This is a genomic window from Micromonospora sp. NPDC047730, assembly GCF_043204765.1.
Classification (GTDB): domain Bacteria; phylum Actinomycetota; class Actinomycetes; order Mycobacteriales; family Micromonosporaceae; genus Micromonospora.
The window spans coordinates 283,995-298,605 of record NZ_JBIDCU010000005.1 but is presented as its reverse complement, the minus strand read 5'-3'; the positions used below and the strand labels follow the sequence as shown (position 1 = coordinate 298,605).

The window sequence follows — 14,611 nt, the reverse complement described above, 5'->3', positions numbered from 1 at the left end:
CCGGCGCGGTGCCGCCGGCGCGGCACGGCCGCGCCGGCCCGCCGGGACCGTCGTCGCCCGGTCACAGCCAGCGGCGGCGGAACCGCCACATGAGTGCGGCGTTGGCCACCAGCACCACCGCGCAGATGGCCCCCGCCAGCCGGCCGGCCAGCACGGTCATCGCCGGGAGCGAGGCCCACAGCACGATGGTCAGAAGCATCAGCCACCGGCTCCGGCGGGCCCGGGCCCGGTGGTCGAGCCGGGCGAAGAACGCCGGGTCACTCTCCCGGAGGTGACGGGTGATCTGCTCGAACCTGCGCTGATCCTCTTTGCTGAGCATGTGCCTTCCCCTCACGCGTTCAGCGGTTCGGCGGCATACCCGCTGCGGCGGCGGCTCACGCTCCCGTCCTGGTGCTACTTTGCCGCCCGCCCGGGCGGCGGCGTGCCCGACCCGGGGAACGGGCGCCTCAGGGCAGGCTTATCCGCACCTTAAATTTGCCTGTGTCACTGAACGCGGCGGCAAGCGTCGGCTGGCCGGAAATCGTTACGTCCGGCCCGTGGCGTGTCACGTACGCCCTGCTCGGGAGGTCCGTGCCGGGGCGGGCGGGAAACCGCGCCCGGCGCGCCGCGCTGAGGGCCGTCTTAAGTGCCCTCGTGAGCGCTCTCCGCGTTTGCTTGATGGCCCCTGGGGCCTTGGTTACCGTCCCGTAAACCCCCTCAGGCACGAGTCGCCGCACCTGCACCCCCTTGCCCGATCGCAGTCGTCGCGGCGCGTGGAGAACGGATTGGTTCATGGCCGACCAGAATGTGCCACCACGCCGACCGTGGGACGAACGCGGCCGGGACGGACGCCAGCACCCCGCCTACGACGGACACCGCGACAGCCACACCGCGCCGTACGGCTACGACGCCCCCGCCCCGCACCCCGGCGGACACCCGGTCGACCCGCGCGGGCCGTACGCACACGCCGGCCACCCGGCCGCGCACGGCCCGCAGTGGATCGGCCCGGACGGCTTCGCCCAGCAGGCCGCCGCGCCGTCGACCGGCGCCGGACTGCCCAACCTGGACGATGACGACGAGCCGGGCCGCGGAGTCGGCCGGCGCAGGGCCCTCGCGACCCTCGGCGGCACCGCCGCCGTAGTCGCGGGCGGCGCGGCCCTGGCGATGACCCCGCAGGTCCGCAGCCTCTTCGGCGACGACGTGGCGGCCGGCGACGCCACCGGCACCACGGTGACCGACGGCACCCCCGCCCGTCCGAGCGGGCAGCAGCCGAGCACGGTGCGCACCTACACCGAGCAGAACGAGAGCTACATGGGCTCCCGGGCCGGCGAGACGCTGAAGAAGAACAGCCCGGCCGGTGGCCGTACCTTCTCGGGGCCGGCGGCTGCCGCCGCGGGGACCAGGGTGACCGTCAGGACCGTGCTCGCCAAGGATCCGGTCCTGCACCTGGCCCGCCGTGCCACCTTCGGCGCCACCCCGCAGGTCGTCGCCGAGATCAAGGAACGCGGCATCGACGGCTGGCTGCGCTGGCAACTCGACCCCGACCGGATCGCCCCGACGAAGGCCGAACTGAAGCTCGCCGAGCTGCCGACGCTGAAGCTGACCCCGGCGCAGCTGCGCGAGCAGCGCGACCGGCTCGACGAGCGCGGTCGTTGCAGGCCGCGATCGACCGGCGAACTGACGTGCCGGCCTCGGCGGCGGCGGTGCCGCGACGTGCCCCGGGCGGGTGCGTGCCGCCAGCGTGTGCCGCGGGCGGGTGCACGTCGCCGGGGTGCGCCCCGGGCGGGGGTCGGGCGGCGACCCGGCCCGGGCTGCGCCGCGTCGAGCACGTCATGGGCAGCGCGATCAGCCTCGACCTCGCCGACGACCTGCCCGCCGCCGAGCTGGACGAACTGGCCGGGGGCGTGTTCGCCTGGCTGCGCGAGGTGGACGCGCGGTTCAGCACGTACCGGGCCGACAGCGAGGTGTGCCGCGTCGACCGGGGCGAGCTGCCGCTCGCCGAGGCCGGCGCGGACCTGCGGCTCGTGCTCGCGCGCTGCGCCGACCTGTGGGCCGGCACCGACGGCTACTTCGACGCGTACGCCACCGGCCGGCTCGACCCGTCCGGCTACGTGAAGGGCTGGGCGGCGCAGGTCGCCTCGGACCGGCTGCTAGCCGCCGGGGCGGCGAACCACTGCCTCAACGCGGGCGGCGACGTGCGGGCGCGCGGCCGCTCCTCCTCCGGGCGGCCCTGGCGGATCGGTGTCCGGCACCCGTGGGACCCGATGGCCACCTGTCTGGTGCTCACCGGCACCGACCTGGCCGTGGCCACCTCCGGCGTCTACGAGCGGGGCCACCACGTGCTGGACCCGCGCCGGGGCGCGCCGGCCCGGGGGTTGCGCTCGGTCACCGTGGTCGGCCCCGACCTGGGCCTGGCCGACGCGTACGCCACCGCGGCCGTGGCGATGGGCGCCGCCGGCATCGGCTGGCTCGACACGCTCCCCGACCACCAGCACGCCGTCATCACCGACGACGCCCGCTACCTGCACTCCACCGCCCTCCCCCAAACCCCCTGACCCGCCCCCGCCCCCCTCGCTCCCGCCCCCCTCGCTCCCGCCCCCCTCGCTCCCGCCCCCCTCGCTCCCGCTCCCGCGCTCCCGCCCCCCTCGCTCCCGCGATCTTGCAGTTTCGGCCCTCGTTTCATGCTGAATGACCGGTATGCCCGGGCACAAAGCGCAAGATCGCCGAGGCGAGGCGAGGCGAGGCGGGGCGGGGCGGGGCGGGGACGCGGGTGGGGACGCGGGTGGGGCAGGGCAGGGGCGCGGGTAGGGCGAGGGCCCGGGTGGGGTGGGGTGGGTGGAGTGGGTTAGCGGAAAGGGCGGTGAGTGGTGGCCGGGCGGGAGCCGACGGGGCGTGGGCGGCCCGGGCGGGAGCCGACGGGGCGGGTGGCCGCCCAGCGGCGGCGTGGCCGGTGGTGGCGGGGCGGCGGCTCGGCCCCGCCCGGCTGACGCGCGGCGTCATCGGTGGACATGTAACCCCCCGCTCCCGGCGCGGACGCGCCGTCGCCGTGCTCAACGAGCACCAGCCCTCCGGCGTCGCGTCCGAACCGCTGGGCGGGAACCGGCCCTCCGGCGTCGCGTCCGATCTGCTCGGCGGGAACAGGTGCTCCGTGCGGCCGTCGAGGGGAGGCGGTCACATGCCTCGACGGGGCAGCGGCAGGTGCCCGGGGAGGAGGTCGGAGGTGAGCGTCACGCCGGTGGCCCGCAGGGCGTCGATCAGGGCGTTCTGCACCAGGTAGGAGTCCGGCAACTGCCAGCGGGCCTGCTCGGGCGCGACCGCCCAGCGGACGGTGCCCTCGGGCAGCCGGGTCGGCGGGGCCGGGATCCACGAGCCGGGACCGTGCCGAACCACGTGGAAGCAGTGGTCCAACTCGGGGCGGAGCGGATCGCCGGGGCGGACCAGGAACATCCAGCGGCCCGTCGGGGTCACCAGCACCGGCCCGCGTACGCCGACGCCGGCCGGGTGGGTCTGCACCGCGTCCAGGACGTGGCGGCCGAGGTGCGTGGGGACCTCCAGCACGTCGAACGCCCGCCCGGTGGGCAGCAGCACGCCGTGCGGCCGGGTGCGCCACCAGGTTGCCACCCGGGCCGGGTCGGCGCTCGCCGCGTGCTCCCAGTTCTCCAGCGCCGGGTGGCAGCCGACCGTGGGACAACCGGCCCGCCCGCAGACGAAGCGGCTGCGGGCGAGGCAGGCGCCGGGGGTGACGTCCCAGCCGTGCGCCGCGTAGCGCACGGCCACCCGACGCAGCCGTACGCGTTCCAAGGGCGACAGTTGCACGACGCGCGGCCCGACGTTCCCCCACATGTGCCATCTCCCTTCGCCGGACCCGGTCGGCGTCCAGGTCGCATGTCGAGCACCGTCACTGCCGTAACCCGCGATCGTTGAGCTGACGAACGGCTCATGCAACTTGCACGAAAAATACGAGAACTGGCTGTACGGCTGACGTACACGCTGTGCGACCAGCGGAAACCTGAGGCGTACCGCGCCCGCAACCGCGATGGGTCGACCCGGCCGCAGGCCGAGGCCAGACAGGGGAGGGATGGGCAGATGGACGAGTTACCCATAGGGCGGCGGGTGGCCTACTGGCGGGGGCGGCGCAAGATGTCCCAGCAGGTCTTCGCGGACCGGCTGGGCAAGTCGAAGAGCTGGGTGGACAAGGTCGAGCGCGGGGTGCGCCGGCTGGACAAGTTCTCCGTCCTCTACGAGATCGCCGACATCCTCCAGGTCGACGTGCAACTGCTGCTCGGCAAGGACCCGGAGCGGCGTACGGACGCGTTGAACTGCATCGACCAGATCGAGGTGCAGGAGATCCGGGCGGCCCTGGAGCGGTACGACTCGATGAGCGCGTACTTCGACGCCGCGCCGTACCCGCCCCCGCTGGACGACATGCGCAAGGCCGTCAACCACGCCTGGCTGACCTACCAGTACGGCCGCTACGGGATGCTCACCCGGGCGCTGCCGAAGCTGCTGCGCGACGCCCAGGCCGCCGACGCCGGCTACGGCGGCGACGAGGGCCGGGAGGCGGCCCACCTGCTCGGCCAGGTCTACCAGATCGCCTCGTCGGTGCTGCGGAAGCTGGGCGAGTGCGACCTCGCCTGGCTGGCCGCCGACCGCTCGATGGCGGTCGCCCAGCGGGCCGACGACCCGCTGCTGGCCGGCATCGCCACCACCCGGGTCTGCAACGCGCTGGTGGCGATGGGCCGGCCCCGCCCCGCCCTCGAACTCAACGTCACCATCGCCAACCGGCTCGCCCCCGGCGGCAGCAACGAGGCGTCCCCGGCCCGCCTCTCGGTCTACGGGATGCTGCTGCTCCAGGGCGCGATGGCCGCCGCCCGGATCGGCGACTCCGCCACGGTCGGCGACCTGATCAACGGCGCGCAGGAGGCGGCGACCCTGCTGGGCGGCGACCACAACCACTACTGGACCTCGTTCGGGCCGACCAACCTGGAGCTGCACCGGGCGGCCGCCGCGGTCGAGCTGGGCGACGGGGGCCGCGCGGTGGAGGTCCACCAGCAGCGGATCCAGGAGCCGGCGTTCAACGCGCTGCTGCCCGAGCGCCGGGCCCACCACCTGCTCGACATCGCCCGGGGCTTCGCCCAGGTCGGCGACGTGTCCAACGCCGGCGAGATGCTGTTGCGCGGCGACCGCCTCGCCCCGTCGGAGATCCGCTGCCGGCCGATCGCGCACGAGGTGATGTCGGACATCCTGCGTCGCACACGTGGTGCGCCGCCTTCTCCGATTGCGGAGTTGGCTGAGCACATGGGAGTAGGGGTATGAGCGCGGAGCCGGCCTGATGACCGGCCCGCACCCGAGCAGCGAGCGCCGCGAGGTGCTCTACGTCATCGCCTGCGGTTCGCCGCTGGCCCGCCACGTCGGCCGGCTCGTGGAGCTGGCCCAGCAGGACGGCTGGGACGTCTGTGTGGTCACCACGCCGGACGGCGCGAAGTTCGTCGACCGGGCCGCGCTGGCCCGGCAGACGGGGCACCCGGTCCGCACCCACTACAAGAACCCGGGTGACCTCGACGTGCTGCCGCCGGCGGACGCGATGATCGTCTGCCCGGCGACGGTCAACACGGTCAACAAGTGGGCGGCCGGGATCACCGACACGCTGGCCCTCGGGCTGCTGGTCGAGGCGCAGGGACTGGGGGTGCCGCTGGTGGCGGTGCCGTACACCAACGCGGCGATGGCGGCCCACCCGGCCTTCCGGGCCGGCATCGCCCGGCTCACGGAGTGGGGGGTGACGGTGCTCTTCGGCGACCACGTCGTCCCGCTGCACCCGCCCGGAACCGGCGAGCGCCACGTGCACGCCTTCCCGTGGGCGGCGGGCCTGGCCGCCGTCCGGGACCGCCTCTGCCCCGCCGCCTGAGGTGCAAGGAAGGGCCCCTTGCTAACGCAATGCGTTAGCAAGGGGCCCTTCCTTGCACCGGGCGCGCCGCCGGCAGAGGCGGGGACACGCCGTCGCGTCGGTGGGCGACGCCCCCGGCCACGGCCCGCGCCGGTAAGCTGGCCCGCCGTGAGCACCAACGCGGACCCGCCGACCGTCTCCGACGTGGTCGCCGAGCTGGAGCGGCGCTACCCGCCGGCGTGGGCCGAGGAGTGGGACCGGGTCGGGCTGGTGCTCGGCGAGCCGTGCGCCCCGGTGCGCCGGGTCCTCTGCGTGGTCGACGTGGTGCCCGAGACGGTCGCCGAGGCGCTCGACGCCGGCGTCGACATGATCGTCGCCCACCACCCGCTGCTGCTGCGCGGCGTCTCCTCGGTGGCCCCGACGACCTACAAGGGCCGGATCGTCCACCGGCTGATCAAGGCCGACGTGGCGCTGTACGTCGCGCACACCAACGCCGACGTGGCCGACCCGGGGGTCTCCGACGCGCTCGCCGCCCGGTTCGGGCTGACCGGGTTGCGCCCGCTGCACCGGCCCGCGCCCGGCTCGCCGGCCCACGGCGCCGGCCGGGGGATCGGCCGGATCGGCGAGCTGCCGGAGCCGATGACCCTGGCGGAGCTGACCCGTCACGCCGCCACGGTGCTGCCCGCCACGGCCTGGGGAGTTCGCGCCGCCGGGGATCCCGGGCGTATGGTTCGAACCCTCGCGGTCAGCGGCGGCGCGGGGGACAGTTTCCTCGCCGACGCGACCGCCGCCGGGGTCGACGCGTTCCTCACCGCCGACCTGCGGCACCACCCGGCGGGCGAGCACCTCGCCGCCGACGGCCCGGCCCTGCTCGACGCCGCCCACTGGGCGACCGAACGACCCTGGCTGGACGACCTGGCCGCCATCCTGCGGGAGGCGACGGGCGTCGAGACGCTGGTGTCCGACCTGGACACCGACCCGTGGACCGTACACGCCGCCCCACCCGCGGTGGACGACAAGGAGCCCCGACCGTGAAGGCTGACCCGCAGGTCCAGCGCCGCCTGCTCGACCTCCAGGCGATCGACACCGCCCTCGCCCAGCTCGCCCACCGCCGCCGCACGCTGCCCGAGCGGGCCGAGCTGGAGGGGCTGGCCCGGGAGCTGTCCGCGCTGGAGGACGAGCGGGTGCGCGCCCAGGTGGCGGTCGACGACCTGGACCGGGACATCGCCCGGCTGGAGAAGGACGTCGACCAGGTGCGGGCCCGCAAGTCCAAGAACGAGGACCGGCTGGCCGCCGGCCACGGCCCGGCCCGGGAGCTGGAGGCCCTCCAGCACGAGCTGGTCTCGCTCAACCGCCGCCAGGGCGACCTGGAGGACGCCGAGCTGGAGCTGATGGAGCAGCGGGAGACCGCCCAGGGCGTGCTGGACGGCGTCGAGAAGCGGCTCGCCGAGGCCCGGGAGAAGCGGGACGCCGCCGAGCGGCGCCGCGACGAGAGCCTGGCCGGGATCGCCAAGGAGGAGGAGTTCAAGCGCGGCGCCCGCCAGCCGCTCGCGGCCGACCTCCCGGCCGACCTGGTCCAGCTGTACGACAAGATCCGCGAGGACTCGGGGCTCGGCGCGGCGCTGCTCACCGCCGGCCGGTGCGGCGGCTGTCGGCTGGACCTCTCGGGCGCCGACCTGGCCCGGATCCGCAAGGCGGCGCCGGACGAGGTCGTCCGCTGCGAGGAGTGCCGGCGCATCATGGTCCGCACCAACGAGTCCGGCCTGTAGCCGGTGGCGCCGCGCGTGGTCGTCGTCGAGGCCGACGGCGGGTCCCGGGGCAACCCCGGCCCGGCCGGTTACGGCGCGGTGGTCCGCGACCCGGGCACCGGTGAGGTGCTGGCCGAGCGGAGCGAGTCGATCGGCGTCGCCACCAACAACGTCGCCGAGTACCGGGGGCTGATCGCCGGGCTGGAGGCGGCCGCCGAGCTGGGCGCCAGCGAGGTCGAGGCCAGGCTGGACTCGAAGCTGGTGGTCGAGCAGATGTGTGGCCGCTGGCAGATCAAGCACCCGGGGCTGCGCCCGCTCGCCGCGCAGGCCGCCGGTCTGGTGGACCGCTTCGCGGCGGTCCGGTTCAGCTGGATTCCCAGGGAGCGCAACCGGCACGCCGACGGCCTCGCCAACGCCGCCATGGACGCCGCCGCCGCGGGCCGCGCCGCCCCGGCCGAGGTCGAGCCGCCGCGCGTCGTGGAGCCCCCGCGCGAGGTCGCCGGCCCCGATTCGGCCGCCCGGGCGAGGGCCCGCGAGGTGGCCGCCCGCGCCGCCTCGGCGGCGACCGTCGGCACGGACCCGGCGACCTCGCCCGCCTCCTGGGAGCCGCGGCCGAGCTTCACCGCCACCCGGCTGATCCTGGTGCGGCACGGCGAGACCCCGTACACCGAACAGCGCCGCTACTCCGGCCGCGGCGACGTGCCGCTGTCCGAGCGGGGCCGGGCCCAGGCCCGGGCCACGGCCGCCCGGGTGGCCGCGCTGGCCCCGTCCGTCGCGGCCGTGGTCAGTTCGCCCCTGTCCCGGTGTACGCAGACCGCGGAGGCGATCGCCGGGGCGCTCGGCGGGGTGCCGGTCCGTCGCGACGACGACCTCGTCGAGTGCGACTTCGGGGCCTGGGAGGGGCGTACCTTCGCCGAGGTCCGCGAGGAGTGGCCGGGGGAGATGGACGCCTGGCTCGCCTCCACGCGGGTGGCCCCGCCCGACGGGGAGTCGTTCACCGACGTCGCCGAGCGCTGCCGCCGCGCGGTCGACGGGCTGTGCCGCGCGTACCCCGGGGAGACCGTCGTGGTGGTCTCGCACGTCTCGCCGATCAAGCTGGTGCTGCGCGACGCGCTCGCGGCCGGCGACGGCTTCCTGCACCGGCTCTTCCTGGACGCGGCCGGCATCTCGGTGCTGGACATGTGGCCCGACGGCGGCGTCGCCGTGCGCACGGTCAACGACACCGCCCACCTGTCCGCCGACTGAGTCAGCCGGCGGCGAGGAACCGTTCCACGGCCGCCGCGAACGCCTCGGGCTCGTCGACGAACGGGAAGTGGCTGGAGTGCGGCAGCATCACCAGCTCGGCCTTCGGCAGGATCCCGGTCAGCTCGTCGACCGCCTCCGGTGCCGGCGCGGCGTCGAGCGCGCCGGCCACGACCAGGGTCGGCACCGCCACGTCGGCCAGGGCTCCGCGCAGGGCGGCGCGGTCGACGTCGATCCCGGCGTAGAAGCCGGCGGCCGGGGCGGGTGCCCGGTCTTTCTCCTGCTCGGCGGCGTGGGCGCGGGCTCGCTCGGTCCACTCGCCGTACCAGAACGGGGCGGCGGCAAGCCGCAGCGGGCTGATCTCCGTGTCGTCGGCGCCGCGCGTCATCGCCTCGCCCCAGGCCTCCATCGCCGACGTCGCCTCGGCGTACCACGGTTCGTCGGCGCGGCGGGCGTGCGCCTCCGCCATTCCGAGCGGTGCGGTGAGCAGCAGGCGCAGGCTCGGCGTGACCAGCACCAGCCGGCGAAGGCGGTGCGGGAACCGGGTGGCGTACAGCAGCGCGACGCTCGCGCCGGCCGAGTGAGCGAGGAGATCCATCCGGTCCAGCCCCAGGTGGGCGCGGAGCGCCTCGGCGTCGTCGACGATCCGGTCACAGCGGTAGCTGGCCGGGTCAGCCGGTACTGCCGAGTCGCCGCTGCCTCGGCTGTCGAGCAGCAGCAGCTTCCGGCTGGCGGACAGGCCGCCGAGGTCGCCGAGGTGGCGCGACGCCTGGGCCGGGCCACCCGGCAGGCAGACCAGCGGCCGGCCCTCGCCGAGCCGATGGTAGGCGAGGGTCGTGCCGTCGTACGACGAGAAGGTCGGCATCAGGGCATGGTGCCAGATCCACTTGGCAACCGGTGGCCCACCATTTGGCGCAGCGGATCAACCGTTCGGCGCAGCAGCGTCCTCGGGCTGAACGTGACGGCAGTCACACGGCCGTAACCTCCGGCGGTCACGTGACGATCCACGACCACCCGGAGGTGTGTCAGATGGCCGCACCCGAACCGGCCGCCCCGGATCCGGAGGCGCGGGCGACCGCGTCGACCCGGGCGAAGGACAAGAGCCCCTGGAACTGGTTGCTCTTCATTCCGATCCTGGTGCCGTTGATCCCGACGTTCTTCAACGGCGACTCGCCCCGTGTCCTCGGCTTCCCCCGCTTCTACTGGTTGCAGCTCGCCTACATCCTGCTCGGCGTGGCCACCACGACGCTGGTGTACCAGATGACGAAGAAGCGGGGTGGCCGGTGAGCGCGAGGAGTGAGCCGGGCCTGCGAGCCCCGCAGTCGCGAACGAAGGTGGTGCGCTGATGTGGCGGGACCACCTCACCGAGATCATCGTCTTCTCGTTGCTGTTCCTGCTGGTCAGCGGGATGGGGTTCGTGGCCGCCCGGTGGCGCGCCCCGAAGGACATGGCCCACCTCGACGAGTGGGGGCTGGGCGGGCGCAACTTCGGCGGCTGGATCACCTGGTTCCTGGTCGGCGGTGACCTCTACACGGCGTACACCTTCGTGGCGGTGCCGGCGCTGATGTTCGGGGCCGGCGCGGCCGGGTTCTTCGCCGTTCCGTACACCATCGTGATCTATCCGCTGGTGTTCCTGGTGCTGTGCCGGCTCTGGTCCGTCTCGCACCGGCACGGCTTCGTCACCCCGGCGGACTTCGTCCGCAGCCGGTTCGACTCCCCGGTGCTGGCGCTGCTGGTGGCGATCACCGGCATCGTGGCCACGATGCCCTACATCGCGCTGCAACTGGTCGGTATCGAGGCGGTGCTCAAGACGATGGGGGTCACCGGCGAGAGCGCCCTGGCCCGGCACCTGCCGATCATCGTCGCGTTCGCGATCCTGGCCGCGTACACCTACCAGTCCGGGCTGCGTGCCCCCGCGCTGATCGCGTTCGTCAAGGACACGTTGATCTACATCGTGATCCTGGTGGCGGTCATCTGGCTGCCGTACAAGCTCGGTGGCTGGGGCGAGATCTTCGACGCCGCCGACGCGAAGTTCGACGCGTCGCCGAACCCGAACGACGGGGTGCTGCTGGGCGCCAACAACCAGCTCCAGTACGTCACGCTGGCGTTCGGCTCGGCGCTGGCGCTGTTCCTCTACCCGCACAGCATCACCGGCGTGCTGGCCAGCCGGAACCGGGGCGTCATCAAGCGGAACATGTCGGCGCTGCCCGCGTACAGCCTGCTGCTCGGGTTGATCGCGCTGCTCGGCTTCATGGCCATCGCGGCCGGGGTGAAGCCGCTGCCCGGGGCGAAGGAAGGGAGCGTGGACAGCAACACCGTGGTGCCGGTCCTGTTCGACCAGCAGTTCCCCGACTGGTTCGCGGGCGTCGCGTACGCGGCCATCGGGATCGGCGCGCTGGTGCCGGCGGCGATCATGTCGATCGCGGCGGCGAACCTGTTCACCCGCAACATCTACAAGGAGTACCTGAAGCGGGACGCCTCCCCGGCCCAGGAGGCGAACGTATCGAAGATCACCTCGCTGGTGGTGAAGGTCGGGGCGGTGGCCTGCATCGTCTTCCTCGACCCGCAGTTCTCCATCGACCTCCAGCTCATCGGCGGCGTGATCATCCTCCAGACGCTGCCGGCGGTGGCGCTGGGCCTCTACACCCGCTGGTTCCACCGGGGCGCGCTCGTCGCCGGCTGGGTCGCCGGCATGGGGCTGGGCATGTGGATGCTCTACCAGATCCCCAACGCGGCCACCGGGCGCAGGCACTTCGGCGGCTCGGCGTTCCCGCTGGCCGACTTCGGCTTCGACACCCCGAAGACGATCTACGTCGGGATCGTGGCCGTGCTGGTCAACCTGGCGGTGGCGGCGCTGCTGACGGTGGTGCTGCGGGCGGCGAAGGTGCGCGACGGCGGCGACGGCACCACGCCGGACGACTACTTCGCCGACGAGGGCGACCCGCGGGTCGTGCCAGGTGGGCGCCGGGACGCCGACGCCGCCCCGGAACCGGTCGCCTGAGCGGCTCGCGCAGCCCGTTCGCCCCCGGGTCGTGACCGGCCCGGGGGCGACGCGCCTCCGGGTGCAAGGCGCGCGGCGGGTGCCCAGGTGCCGACGCGGCGGGCACCGCCCGCTCAGCGGCGGGGGCGGGACTCCAGGGACTGGTTGAGCCGGTGCAGCATCTCGGCCAGGGTCCGCCGGTCCTCGGGGCGCCAGTCGGCGAGGATGGTGCCGTAGAGCCGGGCGCGGGCGGCCCGGACGGCGGCCACGCGTTGCAGGCCGATCGGGGTGGGGGAGACCACGGTGCCGCGCCCGTCGGCGGGGTCGGGCTCGCGCACGATCAGCCCGTCGCGCTGCATCGCCGAGACCTGCCGGGTGACGGTGGAGCCGTCGAGTTCGAGCCGGGCGGCGAGCGCGGAGACGTTCTGCGGGCCGGCGCGGTCCAGGTGGCGCAGGATGACGTACGCCGCGCGGTCGAGCAGCCGGTGCTCGGCGTTGCCGGTGCCCCGCCGGGTGGCCTCGCCGAGCCGCATCAGCAGCGCCACCTCGGTCTCGATCCGGCCGAGGACGTCGTCCTCGCTCTCCGTCGTCCGGTCGTCCGTCATGGCTGTATAGTACAGGGAAATTACCTGTACTATACAGCTATCTGGGAGGCGGAGTGGATCGGCGTTCCGAACCGAACCGCAGTGCCATCTACGCCACCGTGCTGGTGGCCTTCCTCGCCATCTCCGGCATCGCCGTCGTCGACCCGATCCTGCCCGCCATCGGCGAGGCCATCGGCGTCACCCACTGGCAGGTGGAGCTGCTCTTCACCGCGTACATCGCGGTGATGGCCCTCGGCATGATCCCCGCCACGCTGGCCAGCGGCCGGTTCGGCTTCAAGCCCGTCCTCGTCGCCGGGGTCTCGATCGTCGGCGTCGCCGCGATCCTCGCCTCGTTCAGCGGCGACATCGTGCAGCTCTCCGTGCTGCGCGGCTTCTGGGGGCTGGGCAACGCGATGTTCTTCGCCACGGCCATGGTGGTGCTGGTCAGCCTCGCCGTCGACCGGGAGTGGGTGGTCGGGCTCTTCGAGACCGCGCTCGGCCTCGGCTTCGCCGTCGGCCCGCTGCTCGGCGGCCTGCTCGGCGAGGTCAGCTGGCGGCTGCCGTTCTTCGTCTGCGGCGTCTTCATGGTCCTCGCGCTCGCCGTCGCCGCCCGCCGGCTCCGCGAGCCGGCAGACCGGCAGCCGCCCGTACGGGTGGGCCAGATCTTCGCCACCTACCGGCGGCCGGCGTTCGTCGCGCTCTGCGTCGTCACCGCCGCCTACAACTTCGTCTTCTTCGTCGTCCTCGGCTACACACCGCTGTTCCTGCACCTGGACGTCATCCCGCTCGGACTCGCCTTCACCGGCTGGGGCATCGGCCTGGCCGTCGGCATCCTGCTGCTCGGCCACCGGCTCGCGCACCGGATCGGCGCCGTGCAGACCGTCGGCGTCGCGATCGCCGGCCTGCTGGTCTGCATGGTCCTCTTCGCCACCTCGGGCAGCACCGCGCAGTCGCTGGTGGTGCTCGTCGTCTCCGGCCTGTTCATGGGGCTGGCCAACGCCAACCTCACCGACCTGGCGCTCGGCCTGGGCGGCGGCGACCGGCGGCTCGCCACCGGCGCGTTCAACCTGGTCCGCTGGGGCGCCGCCGCGCCCGCGCCGATCCTCTCCGGCAAGCTCGCCGAGCACTCCCTCGCCCTGCCGTTCTGGGTCGGCTCCGCGGTGCTCGCGGCCGGCGCGCTGGTGTATCTCGGCTGCGCGCACGCAATGGCCGCCGGCCACGGCGAGCGGGTGCTCTGGTCCCGCTGGAACCGGGCCGCCGCCGACGCCGAGCGTGCGCCGGAGGAGCCGGTCGGCGAGGCGTACTGAACCGGCGTCCCTGTCCCGCGCTGGCCCGGGGCCGCCCCGAGGGTCTCGCCGCTCCCGCAGCGCCGGGTCAGCGCAGGGCGCGCGAGAGCAGGTAGAGGCCGATCACCGAGCCGAAGACCACGATCAGGGTCTTGAGCACCACCGGCGGCAGCCGGCGGACGATCCGGGCGCCGGCGTACCCGCCGACCAGCGTCGCCGGGGCGACCAGCGCGACCGCCGCCCAGTTCACCGGGCCGAACAGCGCGAACACCACGAGCGTGGTCAACCCGACCGCGGCGGAGAGCAGGTTCTTGATCGCGCTGACCCGGGCCAGCGTCGCGTCCAGCACCAGGGCCAGGCCGGCGACCAGCATCACCCCGAGCGCCGCGCCGAAGTAGCCGCCGTATACCGCGCCGACCGCGACCATGGCCTGCACGCTGACCGTACGGCGGCGCGGCGACAGGTCGCGCGGATGCCCGACCAGCCGGCGCAGCGGGTCCTGGAAGGCGAGCACCGCCGTCGCCCCGAGCACCAGGAAGGGCACGACCAGCTCGAACGCCCTGGCCGGGGTGGCCAGCAGCAGCAGCGCGCCGGCGACCGTGCCGACGATCGTGGTCGGCACGAGCGTGGCCAGCGCCCGCCCGCGCGGCAGGTCCTGCCGGCTGCCCGCCACGCTCGCCACGTACCCGGGGAAGACGGCCACCGAGTTGCTCACGTTCGCCGGCACCGGCGGCAGGCCCACGGCGATCATCGCCGGGAACGTGATGAGCGAGCCCCCGCCGGCCACCGCGTTGACCGTGCCCGCGGCGAGACCGGCGGTGAGCAGCAGCGCGACGTCGGAGAGGTCCATGGTCCCCAGAGGCTATTACGTCCCCTGCCCGGCCGCCGGTCGCTGTGTCCCGGGGTGG

General features: G+C 74.2%; 15 protein-coding genes and 1 pseudogene. 10 read left to right on the top strand and 6 right to left on the bottom strand.

All coding sequences use genetic code 11. The annotated features are described in order from the left end of the window. Positions 1 to 61: 61 nt before the first annotated feature. Positions 62 to 319, bottom strand: coding sequence for a DUF3040 domain-containing protein (locus ACGF5G_RS15445; RefSeq protein WP_111132775.1), 258 nt, complete (start codon positions 317 to 319; stop codon positions 62 to 64). A gap of 967 nt (positions 320 to 1,286) precedes the next feature. Continuing rightward, positions 1,287 to 1,409 (bottom strand): hypothetical protein, encoded by a 123-nt coding sequence (locus tag ACGF5G_RS15440; RefSeq protein WP_393263340.1) that lies wholly within the window; start codon positions 1,407 to 1,409, stop codon positions 1,287 to 1,289. On the opposite strand from ACGF5G_RS15440, the pseudogene ACGF5G_RS15435 reads away from it, so the two are divergent. Further along, positions 1,384 to 1,605 (top strand): annotated as a pseudogene (locus tag ACGF5G_RS15435) (DUF1800 family protein); the annotation flags it as partial. The gene ACGF5G_RS15440 and the pseudogene ACGF5G_RS15435 sit on opposite strands and share 26 nt — an antisense overlap. 206 nt (positions 1,606 to 1,811) lie before the next feature. Further along, entirely contained in the window at positions 1,812 to 2,534 is a 723-nt protein-coding gene (locus tag ACGF5G_RS15430; protein WP_393263095.1) for an FAD:protein FMN transferase, read from the top strand. A 616-nt stretch (positions 2,535 to 3,150) separates the two neighbouring features. Here the strand turns inward: ACGF5G_RS15430 and ACGF5G_RS15425 are convergent. Continuing rightward, positions 3,151 to 3,822, bottom strand: a complete 672-nt coding sequence (locus ACGF5G_RS15425) for a bifunctional DNA primase/polymerase (RefSeq protein ID WP_350707799.1) — start codon at positions 3,820 to 3,822, stop codon at positions 3,151 to 3,153. Positions 3,823 to 4,065: 243 nt separating this feature from the next. Here ACGF5G_RS15425 and ACGF5G_RS15420 point away from each other — a divergent pair, with 243 nt between their 5' ends. The 5 genes from ACGF5G_RS15420 (at position 4,066) to ACGF5G_RS15400 (ending at position 8,856) form a co-directional block, all read left to right on the top strand. After that, on the top strand, positions 4,066 to 5,295 hold the full coding sequence (locus ACGF5G_RS15420) for a helix-turn-helix domain-containing protein (RefSeq protein WP_393263093.1): 1,230 nt from the start codon (positions 4,066 to 4,068) through the stop codon (positions 5,293 to 5,295). Between the two features lie 16 nt (positions 5,296 to 5,311). Then, complete coding sequence (locus tag ACGF5G_RS15415; protein WP_393263092.1) at positions 5,312 to 5,884, top strand: flavoprotein; 573 nt, start codon at positions 5,312 to 5,314, stop codon at positions 5,882 to 5,884. A gap of 183 nt (positions 5,885 to 6,067) precedes the next feature. Next, on the top strand, positions 6,068 to 6,898 hold the full coding sequence (locus ACGF5G_RS15410) for a Nif3-like dinuclear metal center hexameric protein (RefSeq protein ID WP_357694704.1): 831 nt from the start codon (positions 6,068 to 6,070) through the stop codon (positions 6,896 to 6,898). Next, positions 6,895 to 7,632: a zinc ribbon domain-containing protein gene (locus ACGF5G_RS15405; RefSeq protein WP_393263091.1), complete on the top strand. Its 738-nt coding sequence runs from the start codon at positions 6,895 to 6,897 to the stop codon at positions 7,630 to 7,632. Before ACGF5G_RS15410 ends, ACGF5G_RS15405 begins: the two co-directional genes overlap by 4 nt. 3 nt (positions 7,633 to 7,635) lie before the next feature. After that, positions 7,636 to 8,856, top strand: coding sequence for a bifunctional RNase H/acid phosphatase (locus ACGF5G_RS15400; RefSeq protein WP_393263089.1), 1,221 nt, complete (start codon positions 7,636 to 7,638; stop codon positions 8,854 to 8,856). 1 nt (position 8,857) lies between these two features. On the opposite strand, the gene ACGF5G_RS15395 is transcribed toward ACGF5G_RS15400, so the two are convergent. Then, on the bottom strand, positions 8,858 to 9,718 hold the full coding sequence (locus ACGF5G_RS15395; RefSeq protein ID WP_393263088.1) for an alpha/beta fold hydrolase: 861 nt from the start codon (positions 9,716 to 9,718) through the stop codon (positions 8,858 to 8,860). A gap of 164 nt (positions 9,719 to 9,882) precedes the next feature. Here ACGF5G_RS15395 and ACGF5G_RS15390 point away from each other — a divergent pair, with 164 nt between their 5' ends. Then, positions 9,883 to 10,140 carry a DUF3311 domain-containing protein gene (locus tag ACGF5G_RS15390; RefSeq protein WP_393263087.1) on the top strand — a complete coding sequence of 86 codons (258 nt, stop codon included), beginning with the start codon at positions 9,883 to 9,885 and terminating at the stop codon, positions 10,138 to 10,140. 58 nt (positions 10,141 to 10,198) lie between these two features. After that, the gene (gene mctP / locus ACGF5G_RS15385) at positions 10,199 to 11,854 is read left to right on the top strand and encodes a monocarboxylate uptake permease MctP (protein WP_393263086.1); all 1,656 of its coding nucleotides are present in this window, start codon (positions 10,199 to 10,201) and stop codon (positions 11,852 to 11,854) included. Positions 11,855 to 11,967: 113 nt separating this feature from the next. On the opposite strand, the gene ACGF5G_RS15380 is transcribed toward mctP, so the two are convergent. Next, positions 11,968 to 12,438: a MarR family winged helix-turn-helix transcriptional regulator gene (locus ACGF5G_RS15380; protein ID WP_393263084.1), complete on the bottom strand. Its 471-nt coding sequence runs from the start codon at positions 12,436 to 12,438 to the stop codon at positions 11,968 to 11,970. Positions 12,439 to 12,491: 53 nt separating this feature from the next. Here ACGF5G_RS15380 and ACGF5G_RS15375 point away from each other — a divergent pair, with 53 nt between their 5' ends. After that, positions 12,492 to 13,724, top strand: a complete 1,233-nt coding sequence (locus tag ACGF5G_RS15375) for an MFS transporter (RefSeq protein ID WP_393263082.1) — start codon at positions 12,492 to 12,494, stop codon at positions 13,722 to 13,724. Between the two features lie 67 nt (positions 13,725 to 13,791). Here ACGF5G_RS15375 and ACGF5G_RS15370 read toward each other — a convergent pair whose 3' ends face one another. Beyond that, a complete protein-coding gene (locus ACGF5G_RS15370) occupies positions 13,792 to 14,553 on the bottom strand; it encodes a sulfite exporter TauE/SafE family protein (protein ID WP_393263081.1) in 762 nt (253 codons plus the stop codon). Between the last annotated feature and the right edge of the window lie 58 nt (positions 14,554 to 14,611).

Coding starts and splice junctions, on each gene's coding strand:
- ACGF5G_RS15445 (WP_111132775.1), bottom strand. CDS start 319: ATGCTCAGCAAAGAGGATCAGCGCAGGTTCGAGCAGATCACCCGTCAC.
- ACGF5G_RS15430 (WP_393263095.1), top strand. CDS start 1,812: ATGGGCAGCGCGATCAGCCTCGACCTCGCCGACGACCTGCCCGCCGCC.
- ACGF5G_RS15425 (WP_350707799.1), bottom strand. CDS start 3,822: ATGTGGGGGAACGTCGGGCCGCGCGTCGTGCAACTGTCGCCCTTGGAA.
- ACGF5G_RS15420 (WP_393263093.1), top strand. CDS start 4,066: ATGGACGAGTTACCCATAGGGCGGCGGGTGGCCTACTGGCGGGGGCGG.
- ACGF5G_RS15415 (WP_393263092.1), top strand. CDS start 5,312: ATGACCGGCCCGCACCCGAGCAGCGAGCGCCGCGAGGTGCTCTACGTC.
- ACGF5G_RS15395 (WP_393263088.1), bottom strand. CDS start 9,718: ATGCCGACCTTCTCGTCGTACGACGGCACGACCCTCGCCTACCATCGG.
- ACGF5G_RS15390 (WP_393263087.1), top strand. CDS start 9,883: ATGGCCGCACCCGAACCGGCCGCCCCGGATCCGGAGGCGCGGGCGACC.
- mctP (WP_393263086.1), top strand. CDS start 10,199: ATGTGGCGGGACCACCTCACCGAGATCATCGTCTTCTCGTTGCTGTTC.
- ACGF5G_RS15380 (WP_393263084.1), bottom strand. CDS start 12,438: ATGACGGACGACCGGACGACGGAGAGCGAGGACGACGTCCTCGGCCGG.
- ACGF5G_RS15370 (WP_393263081.1), bottom strand. CDS start 14,553: ATGGACCTCTCCGACGTCGCGCTGCTGCTCACCGCCGGTCTCGCCGCG.